General features: G+C 78.3%; 9 protein-coding genes. 3 read left to right on the top strand and 6 right to left on the bottom strand.

Going from position 1 to position 15,326, the window contains the following annotated elements; translation table 11 throughout:
* Positions 1-5: 5 nt before the first annotated feature.
* The 4 genes from AMPC_RS07520 to bcsA are packed head-to-tail and all read right to left on the bottom strand — an operon-like array spanning position 6 to position 9,278.
* Entirely contained in the window at positions 6-3,734 is a 3,729-nt protein-coding gene (locus AMPC_RS07520) for a cellulose synthase subunit BcsC-related outer membrane protein (protein ID WP_248345532.1), read from the bottom strand.
* A gap of 41 nt (positions 3,735-3,775) precedes the next feature.
* Positions 3,776-4,936, bottom strand: coding sequence for a cellulose synthase complex periplasmic endoglucanase BcsZ (gene bcsZ, locus AMPC_RS07525; RefSeq protein ID WP_248345533.1), 1,161 nt, complete (start codon positions 4,934-4,936; stop codon positions 3,776-3,778).
* Positions 4,936-7,104 carry a cellulose biosynthesis cyclic di-GMP-binding regulatory protein BcsB gene (locus AMPC_RS07530; RefSeq protein ID WP_248345534.1) on the bottom strand — a complete coding sequence of 723 codons (2,169 nt, stop codon included), beginning with the start codon at positions 7,102-7,104 and terminating at the stop codon, positions 4,936-4,938. The genes bcsZ and AMPC_RS07530 overlap by 1 nt, the downstream gene beginning before the upstream one ends.
* Positions 7,101-9,278, bottom strand: coding sequence for a UDP-forming cellulose synthase catalytic subunit (bcsA, locus tag AMPC_RS07535; RefSeq protein ID WP_248345535.1), 2,178 nt, complete (start codon positions 9,276-9,278; stop codon positions 7,101-7,103). Before bcsA ends, AMPC_RS07530 begins: the two co-directional genes overlap by 4 nt.
* 181 nt (positions 9,279-9,459) lie before the next feature.
* On the opposite strand from bcsA, the gene AMPC_RS07540 reads away from it, so the two are divergent.
* The 3 genes from AMPC_RS07540 (at position 9,460) to AMPC_RS07550 (ending at position 13,393) form a co-directional block, all read left to right on the top strand.
* The gene (locus AMPC_RS07540) at positions 9,460-10,266 is read left to right on the top strand and encodes a metal-dependent hydrolase (RefSeq protein WP_248345536.1); all 807 of its coding nucleotides are present in this window, start codon (positions 9,460-9,462) and stop codon (positions 10,264-10,266) included.
* Between the two features lie 126 nt (positions 10,267-10,392).
* Entirely contained in the window at positions 10,393-11,973 is a 1,581-nt protein-coding gene (locus AMPC_RS07545) for a cellulase family glycosylhydrolase (protein ID WP_248345537.1), read from the top strand.
* A 7-nt stretch (positions 11,974-11,980) separates the two neighbouring features.
* Positions 11,981-13,393, top strand: coding sequence for a sigma-54-dependent transcriptional regulator (locus AMPC_RS07550; protein ID WP_248345538.1), 1,413 nt, complete (start codon positions 11,981-11,983; stop codon positions 13,391-13,393).
* A gap of 154 nt (positions 13,394-13,547) precedes the next feature.
* On the opposite strand, the gene AMPC_RS07555 is transcribed toward AMPC_RS07550, so the two are convergent.
* On the bottom strand, positions 13,548-14,222 hold the full coding sequence (locus tag AMPC_RS07555; protein ID WP_248345539.1) for a sterol desaturase family protein: 675 nt from the start codon (positions 14,220-14,222) through the stop codon (positions 13,548-13,550).
* Positions 14,223-14,231: 9 nt separating this feature from the next.
* Positions 14,232-15,227 carry a fatty acid desaturase gene (locus AMPC_RS07560; RefSeq protein WP_248345540.1) on the bottom strand — a complete coding sequence of 332 codons (996 nt, stop codon included), beginning with the start codon at positions 15,225-15,227 and terminating at the stop codon, positions 14,232-14,234.
* Between the last annotated feature and the right edge of the window lie 99 nt (positions 15,228-15,326).

The following is a 15,326-nucleotide window of genomic DNA, read 5'->3' on the forward strand; positions in this document are numbered from 1 at the left end:
GGCGATCAGCGGCTGCCGCCGTAGCGCAGCAGCAGCCCGCCCACGCCCTCCTGGTACTCCGGCGCCTGCTGGAAGGCGGCCGTGGCCCGCACCTCGAAGCCGCCGCCGAACCGCGCCCCCAGGCCGGCCCGCGCCTCGAAGACGAAGCCGCTCACCTGCTGGCCGCGGTAGGTCGCGGAGGTGTCCACCCCGGTGGGCGGCGCGAGGCCGGGCACGGCCGGGAACACCGGGGTCTCGCGCTCCTCGAACCACTCGGCGCCCGGGGCGGCCACGAGCTCCCACCGGACGGCGCCCTGGTCGCGCCGCCAGCCGACCGGGAGCGTGCCGCGAAGGAAGCGCTGCGGCGAGAAGTAGCCGCCGTGCCCGAGGGTGAAGAAGCGGAGGTCGTCGTCGAACCGCATCCCGGTGCCCTCGACGCCGACCGAGAGCGCGCCGAGCGGGCCCTGGGCGAGCGTCACCCGGACCCCGGCCCCGGCCATGGCGCGCCGGTTCTCGCGCACCTCCGAGCCCACCAGCCGGTCGTACGCGCCGTACCCGTAGGCGCGGACCGGCCCGAGCTCCAGCCCGAGCTCGAGCCGCCCGCCCTCGGTCACCACCCCGCCCCAGGTCCGCCCGGTCACGAGGTCCCGGATGCCGGCGTAGGAGAGGAGGCTGTCGGTCACCGGGCGGCGCGCCCCCGCGACCGCGATCCGCACCGGCCCGAAGGCGTGGCGGAGCTCGAGGCTCCCCACCACGGTCTGCGCGGGGAAGCCGAGCGGGGTGGCGCCGACCTCCGCCGAGATCGCCCGCCCCTCGTACCCGAGGCTGGGGGCGACGCCGTAGGCCCGCAACGTCCCGCTCGCCCCCGCCCCCCGGCCGAAGCGGGTGGTCGCGTCGTTGGCCACGCTGCCGGCCTCGAGCTCCACCCCGGTGGCCCGGAGGAAGGCGAACCCGCGATGGCCGAGGGCGAGCTCGGCCGTCGCGATCTCGTCGGCCTCGGTGAGCGCGCCGAGACCGCCCTCCCCCTGCCGGGCGCGGATCCGGCCCATCCCCTCCAGGCCCGAGCGGTGCCGCGCGCGGACGAGCTCCTCCTCGCGATCGATCTGCTGCCTCGTCGCGGCGGCCGCCTCGGGGTCGAGCGGCTCCGGCGGAGGACGCTCCGGGCCGGGCGGCAGGCGGGTCCGGCCCGGGCCGATGGGCACGTCGGCGGCGGCGCGCCCCGCTACCCGAGGCGGGAGCGCGTCGGCGAGGGCTCGCGCCCGCAGCAGGGCGTCCATGGCGGCGGGGTCGTCGCCCTCGGCCGCGGCGGCGCGCCCGGCGAGGAGCTGCAGCCGCGCGTCCCCGGGCGCGCGGCGCACCCCGTCCTCGGCGAGGTCGCGCGCCGCGCGCCGATCGCCGGTGGCGAGCGCCGCGTCCACCGCGCCCCGGCGCGCCTCCGCGTCGCCCGGGTCGAGCGCGAGGGCGCGCTCGAAGGCCTCGCGGGCCCGGTCCGGATCGCCCGGCGCGAGGTTCCGCCCCCGGGCGTCGAGCACCCGCGGGTCCTCCGGGTAATCGTGCAGCACCGGCGCGAGGGCGGCCGCGGCGCCGGCCGGGTCGCCCGTCTCGCGCCGGCGATCCGAGAGCCGGACCGCGCGCGACACCCGCAGGTCGCGGAGCCAGCGTCGCTCGTCGCGGCCGAGCCCCGGCTCCCCGGCGAGCCCCTCGAGCAGGGGCCCCGCCTCGGCGTCCTCACCGATCTCGACGAGCAGCGCCGCGAGCTGCAGCCGCAGCGACGGCGCGTTCGGCGGCGAGGCCTCGACGGCGCGCCGGAGCACCCCGATCCCGCGCCGCCGCTCCCCGAGGTCCGACCAGGCGCGCGCGATGGGGGCCGCGAGCCTCGGCTCCTCGGCCACCTCGCGCTCGAGCTCGAGGAGCTCGGCGATCGCCTCCGGCCGCCCGCCCCGCCGGGCTCGGGCCACGAGCGCCGGCACCCGCACCCGCACCTCGAGGTCGTGGCGGAGGCGGACGAGCCCGGGGTCGGTGCGCGAGGCGGGCAGCGCGGAGAGCACGTCGAGGGCCCGCGCGCTCTCGCCCTGCGCGGCGAGGAGCCGCGCCTCCAGGACCCGCGCCTCCGGCAGCCCCGGCGCCGCGCGCAGGAGCGCGCCCACCACCGGCTCGGCGCCGCGCGAGTCGCCCCCGTCGAGCAGCGCGGCCGCGAGATCGTGCAGGACCCAGGCGTCGGAGGGGTCGTCGCGCCGGGCCGCCTCGAGCTCGGCCTCGGCCCCGGCGAGGTCGCGCTCGGCGCGGCGGCGCGCGGCGCGCTGCCGGCCCGCCTCGGCCCGGAGCCAGCCCGGGCGGAAGGCCCGCTCGGGCGCCACCGCGAGGAGCGCCTCGTTGCTCCGGATCGCCTCCTCGAACCGGCGCTCCTGGACGAGGCTCGCCGTGAGGCCGCGCAACGCCCCCGGCTGCCGCGGCTGCTCCCGCAGCACCCGCTCGTACCGCTCGCGCGCCGCGGCCCGGTCTCCGGCCGCGAGGTCGAGGTCGCCGAGGGCCAGCTCGGCGTTCCAGCGCTCCCGCGGGGGCGCCCGGTCGCGGGCCGAGAGGAGGGTGCGCCGCGCGAGGGGCGCGTCGCCGCGCTCGCGGGCCCGGCCCGCCTCCTCGAGGAGCGACCAGAACGCGACGCTGCGCAGGCCGTCCTCCCAGAGGTCCGGCCGTCGCGGGGCGAGCGCGCGCGACCGCTCCAGGGCCGCCCGCGCCCGGTCGAGGTCGCCCTGCCGCTGCGCCGCCGCCGCCTCGCGCTGCGCCAGGATGGCGAGCCCGAGGCGCGACTCCGGGTCCTCCGGCGTGCGGCCGAAGATGCGCCGGGCGGTGCCGGCGTCGCCCCGATCCAGCGCGGCGAAGCCCTCGCGCCGCTGCAGCGACCGCTCGCGCGCGCGCACCAGGGCGAGCCCCCGGCGCCCCTCCGGCGTGTCCCCCACCTCCGAGAAGAGCCGGGTGGCGGTGGCGAGGTCGCCCTTGTCGAGCGCCGCGAAGCCCTCGGCGGCGACCCCCGCCCGCCGCGCGCGCTCGAGGGCGCGGGCCACCTCGGCGTCGCGCGGGTGGCGCCGCAGGTACTCGCGCAGGAGCGGCGCGTCGGCGGCGGAGGCCCCGAGCCAGAGGAGCGCCTCGCGCCAGGCCCGCCCCGCCTCCTTCGCGACGGTCGGGTCGCGCGACAGCGCCGCGAGCTGCCCGATCCCCTCGCGCCGCGACGGCTCGCGGTAGGTCAGGATCCTCGCCAGGGCGAGCCGGACCCGCGCCTCCCCCGGCACCCGCGCCGCGAGCCGCTCCAGGCCGGCGCGCGCCTCCTCCCAGCCGCCGGGCGTGCCGGCCACGGTGTCGTAGTACTCGAGGGCGAGGTCGGCGGGCGGCCCCGCCTCGCCGAAGAGGGCGCGGTAGCGGGCCACCCCCTCGTCGAGCCGCCCCCGGTGCGCCAGCCGGCGGGCGGCGGCGAGCAGCGGGGGCAGGCGCGGGCCGAGCTCCACCTCCCGGCGGAGCGCCGGCAGCTCGGGGTGCCGCGGCGCCACGCGCGCGAGGTGGGCCAGCGCCTCGCGGGCCTGCGCCGCGCGCCCGGCCCGGGCGTCGAGGCCGCCCACCGCGGCGAGGGCGTCGGGCTGGTCCGGATCGGCGGCGAGCACCGCCCGCCAGGCCTGCTCGGCCTCCTCGCCCCGGGCGCGCGACTGCCAGTACCAGGCGTTCCGGACGAGACCGCGCACCTCGGCCGGATCGGCCGCAGCCATGGCTGCCGCCGGCCCGAGCAGCAGAGCCGCGAGGGCGCAGCTCAGCGCGGCCCGGCGCACGGCCACCCCCACGCCGGCGCGAGCCGGCCCTCCGCGTCGAAGGCGTACCGGCCCTCGGCGAAGCCCTGGCCGAAGAGCGCCAGGTTCTGGTCGTAGTAGGCCGGCGGCGTCCCGTAGAGCCCGTCGCGCAGCGCCGACGCGAGCCGCGCCTCCAGCTCCGGACGCAGCGCCGGCCGCTCGGTCGCGGCGAGCGGCAGGAGCGCCGCGTAGAAGCCAGGCGGCGCCGCGCCCTGGCCGCGCAGCGAGCCCGCGTCCACCCGCTCCGGGAGCGCCCCGCGCTCGGCCAGGATCCGGAGCAGGCCCGCCGTGGCGGTCGCGAGCGCCCGCCGGTCGGGGTCGCCGGGCGGGAGGAGCCCGATCCAGAGGTAGGCGCGGATGGCGTCGTAGCTCCCGGTCCGCCCCTTCACCGGATCGGCCAGGAGGCCGGCGCCGGGCCGGTAGAGGGCCCAGTCCGGCACCACGCCCCGCGGGGCGCTCTCGGGCACGAGCCGCAGCGCGCTCGCGAGCACCGCCCGCCACGGCCCCCGCGGAGCGGCCGCCGCGGCGCGCCTGAGGAGCTGCGGCGGGAGGTAGCTCGGGTTGAGCCGCCAGCCCCGGCCGCGGTCGAGGGCGAAGCCCCTCGGGCCGGGCAGGAGCGTCGGCCCGAGCGCGGGGAGGCGCGCCACCTCGCGCTCGGCGATGCGCGCCAGCAGCCCGCGCCCGAGCGCGTCGTAGCGCGGCTCCGCCCAGAGCCGCCCCGCCTCGAGGAGCGCGTACGCCATCCAGAGGTCGGCGTCGCTCGCCGAGTTCGGGTCGAGGATCCCCCAGCCGCCGTCGCGCCGCTGCCCCCAGGCCCAGGCCGGGAGCCGCTCCGGCAGCTTCCCGCCGGCGAGGTTGTCGGCGGTCCAGCGGAGGAGCCGCTGGAACAGCCCCGGGTCGTCGGCGACCAGCGAGAAGAAGAGCGCGTAGGCCTGCCCCTCGGAGGTGGTCCGGTCGCGCGCGGTCCGGTCGATGACCCGCCCGTCCTCCGAGACGAAGGCCCGGACGTAGCGCGACCAGAGCGGCCACTCGGGCGCGGCGGCGCGGCACGGCGCGCCGGCCCCCTGCGCCGCCGCGGCGGCCGCGAGGGCGAGGGCGCCCGCCGCCAGCGCGGCCCGGGCCATCACGGCCGGCCTCCCCCGGGGGCGAGCCGCGCCTGCATCCGCTCCGAGAGGAGCCGCCGCAGCTCGGCCGAGAGCAGCCACCCCCCGGCCAGCAGGATCGGGGTGAGGAGGAGCCAGTGGCCGGCGAAGAACCAGCGCACGCGATCGACGGGGCCGAGCCGGCCGGCGGTGAAGCCGGGGCCGAGGCGGAACATGAAGCGGCGCCCGCCCGAGAGGAGGAGGAGGTCGTTCCCGGACGGCTCGCGCCCCTCCGCGTAGCCCAGGAAGTCGCGCCAGGGCGGGAGCGGACGTCCGGTCACCCGCACCGCGCAGCGCCCGGCCGAGGCCGGCGACTCGATGCCCATGATCGCCCCGAGCGCGCCGCCGCCGGCGAGGACCGCCCGGGCGCGGCGCCGGTCGAGGATCGGGCCGAGCCCTCCCGTGAGCTCGAGGAGCGCGCGGCGCGCGCGGGCCGGGCGGAGCCGCGGGGCGCCCTCGCCGAGCTCGACCGGCCACCGTCCGGCCCAGCGCGCCGCGAGCTCGTGCTCCCCGGCGGCGCCCACGAGGAGCAGGTCCTTCCCGGCGAGCGCGGCGTCGCCGGGGTCGCCGGCGACGTAGGTGGCGCGGGTCCCGGCGCGCCCCGTCACCTGCGCGAGCCCGGCCGCGAGGGTGAGCGCCGCCGAGAGCTCGGGCGCGCCGGGCCGCGCCGGCAGGACCACCGCCGTCTCGCCCAGGTCGGGGACCCGCGTGAACGGGTAGCCGTCGTAGGCGAAGGTCGCGACGTCGGGCAGGGCGGCGAAGTGGCGCAGCCCCTCGAGGTGGAGGACCGAGTCGCCGGAGACGGCGACCCGCGCGCCCGCGGCCGGGGCGTCGCCGGACGGCTCGGGGTACTTCACGTGCAGCAGGAGCTCGTTGTAGCCGCGCAGCTGCTGGCGGGGGATCCGCAGCCGCGTCCAGCGGGTCGCCGGCCCCGGGCCGTCCGGCGGCGGGAGCGCGGCGACGTAGAAGCCGTTGAGCTCGAGGTCGAGCCGCGGCGGGGCGGTCCCCTCCGGCACCCGCTCCTGCCAGCCCAGGTCCACCTCGACCGCGTCTGCCGGCCAGACCGCCAGGTCCGGCGGGAGGCGGAACCGGACCGGGAGCGTGGCCGAGGTGGCGCCGTCGTGCGCCGGCGTGCCGCCGAGCGGGAAGTCGCGGAACGGCACGGCGCGGCCGGCGGGGAGCCACCAGGGGGCGGAGTACGGCGCGGCCGGGGGGGCGGGGGGCGCGGGGGCGAGGTGGGCCTCGCGGCCGACGAGCCGCGGCGGGCGCGCGGCGAGCGCCTCCGCGGCCCGCGCCAGCTCCGCCGGCGTGCGGCCGCCGACCACCAGGAGCTTCGCGTTCGAGCCGGGGTGGCCGGGGTGGTCGGCCATGCGGACGGCGGGGCCGTCGAGCGGGTCGAGCCCGAGCGCACGCGCCTGCCCGGGGTCGTCGAGGAGGACCACCGCGCGGCCGTCCGGGATCCGGCCCACCTGCGCCTCGACGCTCACCGCGAGGGGCGCGTCGAGCGCCATCCAGCTCGCGACCAGCGCCGCCGCCCGGATCCGCGCCGCGGTGGCCGGGGCCGGGAGCGCGAGCGGGACCACCGCCGCGCGGTCGAAGGCGCGGTCGATGAAGGGGACCGGCAGGAGCGCGAGGTCGTCCGGGAGCGGCGCCGGGACCGACTCGAGCGCCACCTCGACCGAGGCGACCGCGTCCCAGGCGCTCCGCCGCGCCATGGGACGCCCCGCGCCGTCGAGGAGCCGCAGCGAGAGCCCGTTGCGGGCCGCCAGCCGGCCGGCCTCGGCGGTGAGCGTCCGGACCGCCCCGGGCTCGACCGGCACGAGCCCCAGCCGCTCGTCGTCGACCACCACTTCCAGGGCGCGCGGCGGCTCCGCCCCGGGCCCGGGCGACGCGGCGAAGGCGACCGTGATCCGCGCGCCGGCGGGATCCTCGTCGGCGCGGGTGGCGAAGGAGAGGTCGAGGCGCCCCGCGCGCGGGGGCGGCTGGGCCTCGGCGGGACGGACCGAGCGCACGGTGCGGACGATCGGGCGCGGCGGCTCGGCCCGCTGCTGCGCCGCCGCCGCGCAGGCCGCGAGCGCGCCCGCCAGCGCCGCCAGGGCGCGCCGCCGGGCGCCGGGGCTCCGGAACCGGTGGGGCGCGGCGGTCGTCACGTGCGGCTCCCGGCCGCGAGCGGCGTGGGGGTGGGCCGGAGCGCGGCCCGCGCGGTGAGCGAGAGCATCCGCCCCACCCCGGCCGCGCCGCGGGCGGCGATCCGGGCCAGCGTGGCGATGGGCCGCTCGGGCCGCAGCGCGCGCCGGACGTCGAGCCAGGGCTCGGGGCGGGAGAACATGGCCCGGACCAGCTCCGACTCGCGGGCGAGGTCGAGCGGGGCGAAGCGCAGGCGCACCCAGGCCCCCTCGTCCGCCACCACGAACGCCGGCAGCGGCGGCCCGGGTAGCGCGCCGTCGGGCGCGGCGAGCGCCACCGCGGCGCGGGCGCGGGCGGGGAGCCCGCCGGCCCGCCACGGCATCTCGAGCCGGAGCCCGCCGCGCGAGAGGTCCACCGCCTCGCACGCCACGGGGGCGTGCCCCGCGACGGAGAGCACCGCCGGCAGCCGCGCCGGCACGCGCGGGCTCGCCCGCACCTGGCGGCGCTCGCACGCGGCCCCCAGGCAGGCGGCGAGGACCACGAGGTTGTGGAGGACCCAGGCCAGGTTGATGGCGAGCGCGTCCCAGTCCCCGGCGGAGGTCCAGAGCCGCCAGCCGCCGGCGACGAGGGCCGCGCCGTTCAGCCCGGCGAGCGCGAGGTAGGGCCAGGCGATGGCGGCGTCGAAGTAGGGCGCCTCGATCCGGCCGCCCTTGGCGGTCACGTTGAAGCGGCCGGCGGCGGGCGCGAGGAGCGCCACCGTGGTCGGCACGGCGAGGTAGCAGGCGAGCGCGGTCTCGTAGACCTCGGACCAGAAGGAGTGGCGGAAGCGGCCGTGGAGCCGGGCGCTGGCGGCGGTCGAGTGGACGAGGTGGGGCAGGCCGTAGGCCAGCGCCGCGAGCGGCAGCGCGTTGAACACGTGCCGGCCGAAGAGGAGGTAGGCGAGCGGCACGGTGAGGAACACCAGCCGGGGGACGCCGGAGAAGAAGTGCAGCATGGCGGCGAGGTACGAGAGCCGCTGGCCGGGGCGCAGCCCGGGGCCGAGGAGCGGGTTGTCGATCCGGAAGAGCTGCGCCATGCCGCGCGCCCAGCGGATCCGCTGCCCGACGTGCGCCGACAGGCTCTCGGTGGAGAGCCCCGCGGCCCGCGGGAGGTCGAGGTAGGCGCTGCGCCAGCCGCGCCGGTGCATCTTGAGCGCGGTGTGCGCGTCCTCGGTGACGGTCTCGACGGCGATGCCGCCCACGTCGGCGAGGGCGGCCCGCCGCAGCAGCGCGCAGGAGCCGCAGAAGAAGCTGGCGTTCCAGGTGTCGAGGCCGCGCTGGATGACGCCGTAGAAGAGCTCGTGCTCGGCCGGCACGCTCGCCGGCAACCCGAGGTTCCGGGTGAACGGATCCGGCGAGTAGAACTCGTGCGGCGTCTGCACCAGCGCGAGCCCGGGGTCCTCGAGGAAGCCGCCGGCGGTGTCCGCCAGGAACGAGCGCGCCGGGACGTGGTCGCAGTCGAACACGGCCACGAGCTCGCCCGAGGTGAGCGCGAGCGCGTGATTCAGGTTGCCGGCCTTGGCGTGGGCGTTTTCGTCGCGGGTCAGGTAGGCGACCCCGGCCTCGGCGGCGAAGGCCCGGAACGCGGGGCGGCGCCCGTCGTCGAGGAGGTGGACCCGGAGGCGCCCGCGCGGCCAGTCGAGGGCGCGGGCGGCGAGCACCGTGCCGCGGACCACCTCGAGCGGCTCGTCGTAGGTGGGGATGAAGACGTCCACCGTCGGCCAGCGGGAGCGATCCGGCGGGAGCGGCGCCGGCGCCCGCGGGAGCGGCGCGATCGACTGCCCGTAGGCGAGCAGGAGCATCGCCCCGGCGTAGAGCTCGGCCGCGAGCAGCACGAGCCCGAGCACGCCGTCGAGGCTCGGCTCGAGCGCGACGGTGCTCGTCACCCGCCACCAGAAGTAGCGCGCGGTCGCCGCGGTCGAGAGGACCACCAGGAAGGCGGGCGAGGCGCTCCTCGCGGCGGCGAGGCCGAGCGCGAAGGTGGCGAGCGCGAGCGAGGCCTGGGAGCGGAGGTCGAGCGGGGTCACCACCACCAGCGCGAGCAGCCCGGCGCCGGCCGCCGCGAGCGCCAGCCGGACACCCGCCCGCGCCGCCCGCCCTGGGCCGGCGAGGCGCGGGAGCGCAGGCCGGGCCGCGCCGGCGGCCTCGGGTCGATTCACGGGTGGTGCGGCTCTCGCGGTGTGCACGGTCCGGCCCCATGGCCCGTCTCCGCGCCACACGCTAGGTACGAACCCGGCGCGCGGGAACCCGAGCGGCGCGGCCGCGGCAGGCACCCGAGCGGGACCCCGCCCCGCCGGCGGCCCCTGCTACAACCCCGCCTCCACCCTTCCCGGAGGATCGATGAAGCACCTCGCCGCCCTCGCGCTCGCCGCCGCCCTCGCCGCGCCCCCCGCGCTCGCCCAGGAGTCGTCCGGCAAGACGGAGCTCACCTGGTACGGCCACGCCGCCTTCACCGTCCGCACGCCCAAGGGCTTCGTCCTCGCCATCGACCCCTGGCTCTCGAACCCGGCCGACCCGGTCAAGGACGCGGCGGCGAAGCTCGGCAAGGTGGACGCCGTGCTCGTCACCCACGGTCACTCGGACCACGTCGGCGACGCGGTCGCCATCGGCCGCCGCACGCACGCGAAGCTGGTCGCGAGCTTCGAGCTCGCGAGGCAGCTCGCCCTGGCCGGCTACCCGGAGGAGCAGGCCGGGATGGCCACGAGCGGGAACATGGGCGGGACCATCGTCCTCTCCGACGAGGTCTCGGTGACCATCGTCCCGGCGGTCCACAGCTCCGGCTTCTCGCCCGACGGGAAGAGCGCGGCGGTGTACGGCGGGAACCCGGTCGGCTTCGTCATCCGGGTGAAGGGCGGCCCGACGCTCTACCACACCGGCGACACCGACGTGTTCGGCGACATGAAGCTCGTCGGGGCGCGCTGGCCGGTGGACGTGATGCTCGCCTGCATCGGCGGCCACTTCACGATGGACCCGGAGGGCGCCGCCACCGCGGCCGGGCTCGTGGGCGCGAAGGCGATCGTGCCCATGCACTTCGGCACCTTCCCCATCCTCGAGGGCACCCCGGCCGCGCTCGAGAAGGCCATCGCCGCCCAGGGCGGGCAGACGAAGGTCCTCGTGATGAAGCCGGGCGAGACGCGGAGGCTCTAGACGGCCGGGCCCGATCGTGTCCGCGGCGCGGTCGCCGCCCTGGCGCTCGCCGCGGTCGCCTGCGCCCGGGCGCCCGGCGGGCCGGGGCCGCTCCCGGCCGCGGCCGTCGCGCCGGCGCGCGCCGAGGTGAACCGCCGGCTGGAGCTGCGGGTCCCGGCGCCGCCCGGCCTGGACGCGGGCGCGGTCCAGGTCGAGGTGACCGAGCCCGGCGGGCGGACCTACGCGCTGCCGGCGTTCCAGGCGGGCGGCGAGCTCCTCGCCCGGGTGCGGCCGCGCGCGGCCGGGCCGCACCGCTACCGGCTGGTGGCGGCGCCGCCCGGCGGACCGCCCCGGGCGCTCGCGGAGGGCACCTTCGACGTAGCCGGCGGGGGGGCCCCGGGGCCGGTGGGGCGCAGCCCGGCCGACCCGCACGCCCTCGCCCGGGCCGACGGCCGCGACTTCGTCCCGCTGGGCGAGAACCGGTTCAACGTCTACGATCCGTCGTGGCAGGGGGGCGCGAGCGCGGCCAGCTACGTCGCGGCCATGGCGGCGCACGGCATGAACACGCTGCGGGTGTTCGTCTTCACCGGCTGCCCCCGCGCGCCGCCGCGCGACCCGCAGCCCGGCTGCCTCGAGCCCGCGCTCGGGTCCTTCGACGAGGCGGCCGCGCGCGACTACGACCGGATCTTCGAGGCGGCGGAGGCGAGCGGCGTGCAGGTGATCCTCTCCGTCTTCGCGGTCGGCTTCACGCCGGGCGACGCCTGGAAGGGCTGGGAGGACAACCCCTACAGCGCCGCCCGCGGCGGCCCGGCCGCCACCCCGCGCGACTTCTTCGACGACCCCCGGGCGCGCGCGCTGGCGGCCCGCCGGCTCCGCTACGTCGCGGCGCGCTGGGGCTACTCGACCTCGCTCCTCGCGGTGGACCTCCTCAACGAGCCGGAGTGGGACGGCGCCATCCCGGAGGACGCCTGGATCCCCTGGGCGCACGCCATGGGCGAGACCTGGCGGCGCCTCGATCCCTACGGACACCTCGTCACCGCGGGGCCGGTGGGGCTCCACTGGAACGTGCAGCGGGACGAGCGCGCCTGGTGGGCCGACCCGGTGGACGACGTCGTGCAGTGGCACCGGTACGGCAAGGACGTCTACGAGGTGCACGCGCTCGAGCGGGCGCTCTGCGACACCGTCGAGGACACCCGCCGCTACGAGCGGCCGGTGCTGGTGGGCGAGTTCGCCTACGGGGGCGAGCCCAAGCCGGCCTACGACCACACCCACGTCGGCATCTGGAGCGCCGTCTTCTGCGGGGCGGGGGTGCTCGCCCACAGCGCGCCACCCTTCAACGAAGATTCGGACGAGCCGATGACGCCCGAGCGCGGCCGCCACTTCCGCGCCCTCGCCGACTTCCTCGCCGCGCTCGGCGAGCGCGCCCCGCTGCTCCCGGCGGCGGCCGAGGCCGAGGCGCCGCCCGGGCTGCGCGCCCACGCGGTGGCCCGCGGCGCGCGGCGGGCGCTCTGGCTCCTCGCGCCGGCGAAAGGGTACGGCGAGCCGGTGCGGGGCGCGCGCGTGCGGCTGCCCCTGCCCGAAGGCCGCTGGCGGGTGCGCTGGGTGGACGACCTCACCGGCGCCGAGCTCGGGCGGGAGGAGGTCCGCGCCGCCGGCGGCCCCGCCCTGCTCCGCCCCCCGCCGTTCCGGCGACACGCCGCCGCCGTCCTGGAGCGCGACCCCCTATAATCCGGCCATGACCCCGGGCCAGCAGACCATCCTCGTCGTGGACGACGAGAAGAACATCCGCCGCACGCTGCGCATGGTCCTCGAGGCCGAGGGCTACCAGGTGGCGGAGGCGGAGAGCGCCGAGGACGCGCTCAAGCTCCTCGAGGCCGAGCCGTGCGACCTCGGGGTCTTCGACATCCGGCTGCCCGGGATGGACGGGCTCGCCCTGCTCCAGCGGGCGCGGGAGCTCTGGCGCGACCTGCCGGTGATCGTCATCTCCGGCCACGCCGAGACGCCCGACGTGGTGGAGGCGATGAAGCGCGGGGCGGCCGACTTCTTCTCGAAGCCGGTGGACCGGGACCGGGTCCTCGTGAGCGTGCGCAACGCCCTCGCCCGGCGCGGCCTGGAGGAGCGCGTCCGCGACCTCTCCGCCCGCGAGCGGCGCTTCGGCGACGAGATGCTGGGCGAGAGCCCGGCCCTGCAGCGGCTCCGGGCGGAGATCGCGAAGGTGGCGCCCACCAGCGGGCGGGTGCTCATCCTCGGGGAGTCGGGCACCGGCAAGGAGCTCATCGCCCAGGAGCTGCACCGGCTCTCGAAGCGGGCGCAGGGGCCGTTCGTGAAGGTGAACTGCGCCGCCATCCCCGGCGAGCTCATCGAGAGCGAGCTCTTCGGCCACGAGAAGGGCAGCTTCTCCGGCGCCGGGGCGCGCCGCCGCGGCCAGTTCGAGGTGGCGCACGGCGGCACGCTCTTCCTCGACGAGGTGGGCGACATGAGCCCCTCGGCCCAGGCCAAGGTGCTGCGGGCCCTGCAGACCGGCGAGATCACGCGCGTCGGCGGCGAGCGCGCGCTCACCGTGGACGTCCGGGTGATCGCGGCCACCAACAAGGATCTCGAGGAGGAGGTGCGCCAGGGCACCTTCCGCGAGGACCTCTACTTCCGGCTCGCCGTCGTGCCCCTCACCGCGCCGCCGCTCCGCGACCGCCTCGAGGACGTGCCGCTCCTGGCCGAGCGGTTCCTCACCCTCGCCCTGCGCGAGAACGGGCTGCGCCCCAAGCCGGTGGACCCGGCGGTGTACGAGCGGCTCCGGCAGCACCGCTGGCCGGGCAACGTGCGCGAGCTGCGCAACCTCTGCGAGCGGATCGCCATCATGTCCGGCGACCGGATCGGCCCGGACGACGTGCCCGAGCCGAGCCGCCGCGCGCCGGCCGCCCCGCCCCCCGGCGCCTCCGACCTCTCGTCCTACGGCGAGGTGGGGCTGCGGGAGCTGCGCGACCTCGTCGAGCGCGACTACATCCTCAAGAAGCTCGAGGAGCACGACTGGAACATCACCCAGGCCGCGCAGGCGCTCGGGGTGGAGCGGACCAACCTCCACAAGAAGATCCGCCAGCACGGCCTCGCCCGTGGCGCCCGCGGCGAGCGCGCGGAGGAGCCGCAGGACTGAGAGCCCCCTCCCCGGCCCTCCCCCGCTGACGCGGGAGAGGGGGAGTGGCGCTCCTTGACGACGGCTCCGCGAGAGGGAGGAGCTACGAGAAGCTCTCCCTCCCCACCGGGTGGGGAGGGCTGGGGAGGGGCCGGCCACGAGGACCGGGCTGCCCTCACCGCGCCCGGCCGGCGCTCACCGCCCCCGGGGCGGGCTCGCGCGGCGCGGTGCCGAACACGTAGTCCCAGAACGGCGTCGTCACCCCGTACCGCTCGCCGTTGTCGAGGAAGTGGTGCTGCAGGTGCCAGCGCTTCAGCTTGCGGCCGAGGGCGGTGCGGGCGCGGCCGTGGTGCGCCCAGTAGTGGGTGAGGTCGTACCAGAGGTACCCCGCCACGAGCCCCCCGAAGAGCGGCGCGAAGGCGTGCGCGCCCACGGCGGCGTGGAGCGGCCAGCCGATGAGCACCGCGAGCACGGCCGCGACCAGCGGCGGCATCACCAGCCGGTCGGGGTCGTGCGGGTAGTCGTGGTGCACGCCGTGGATGAGGAAGTGCACGTCGCGCCCGAGCGCGCCTCCCCCGAAGCCGGCGTGGAAGACGAAGCGGTGGAGCGCGTACTCGAGGAGCGTCCACGCCGCGAGCCCGAGGAGCGCCAGCGAGGCGGCCGCGCCGCTGGAGACGAGCGGATCGCGCGCCGCGCGCCAGAGCAGCCAGAGCGTGAACGGCGCCCAGACCACCGCCACCTGCCACGGCCGCACCCGCGACAGGTGGCGCTCGATGAAGTCCACCCGGAACATCCGGGGGCTGCCGGTGCGGGGTCGTTCGACGGGCTCGCGCGGCGCCAGCCAGAGCATGTCCGGTTCCTAACCGGGCACCGGCGCCGCCGCCGCTTCGGAATCGGCCGCCGCGGGGGCGGGCGCGCGGGTGATGCGGCTCCCGAGCGACAGGCTCGGGTCGAAGATGAAGCGGAGCAGCAGGCGGGTCCAGGAGCGGTGCGCGTGGAGCGGCTCGTAGAGCTCCGGGGCGAGCCGCTTCAGCGCCGGGAGCCGGAACCAGGGCACCTTCATGAGGTCGTGGTGCTCGTTGTGATAGCCCACGTTGAAGGCGAGGAGGTTCATCGGCCCGTAGTAGGAGAAGGTCTCCTGGCCGCCCGGGAAGGTGAGGTAGTGCTCCTGGATCCAGCGCGCGCCCACCGGGTGCAGCCCCACCGCGAAGACGCTGCTCGCGAAGAGGTAGGCGAGCGCCCACGGCCCGAGCGCCAGGAGGACCGCCGCCGCGAAGGCCACCTGGACGGCGAGGTTGACCGCGTACCACCGGTCGAAGAAGGGCACGCGGCGCAGCCGCGGGATGCGCGACGTCTGGGCCACGAAGAAGAGGAGGAGCCAGAGCGCCTTGCGCCACGCGCAGCTCCCCACCAGCCGCACCTCGAGCGGGCTCGGGAGGTCGGCGTCGAGGTCCTCGGCGCCCTGGTAGGCGTGGTGGAGCAGGTGGTACTTGCGGAAGGAGATGGCGGCCGGGAAGAGGATGGGGAGGTTCGCGAGGATGGCGAGCCAGCGGTTCGGGCCCGGGCGCCGGAAGACGAGGTCGTGGGTGCAGTCGTGGATGAGCACCCAGAGCCCGTGGTCGGCCACCGCGCCGAGCGCCCAGGCCGCGCCGAGGAGGAGCCACCAGGGGGCGCCGCGCAGGGCGACGGCGAGCGCCAGCTGGGCGGCGACCAGGCCGAGCACGAACAGCGCCGAGACCGGCGCGTGGCCGCAGAGCGCGCGCGCCTCCGGGTGCGCCGCCAGCAGCCGGCGCGTCCGCTCGTGGTGCGGCTCGCGATACGTCACGCGGTGGAAGCAGCTCGATCCGTCGTCCATCCCGGCTCCTCGGCAGGTCCTCGCGGCTCAATATGCGTGCCGGCGCCGCCCGGGGGGTGGCTCGCTCGGGGCGGGCGGGAACAAGGCCGGAGGGCGGAA

The sequence above is a fragment of the Anaeromyxobacter paludicola genome (assembly GCF_023169965.1).
In the GTDB taxonomy this organism is placed as follows: Bacteria; Myxococcota; Myxococcia; order Myxococcales; family Anaeromyxobacteraceae; genus Anaeromyxobacter_B; species Anaeromyxobacter_B paludicola.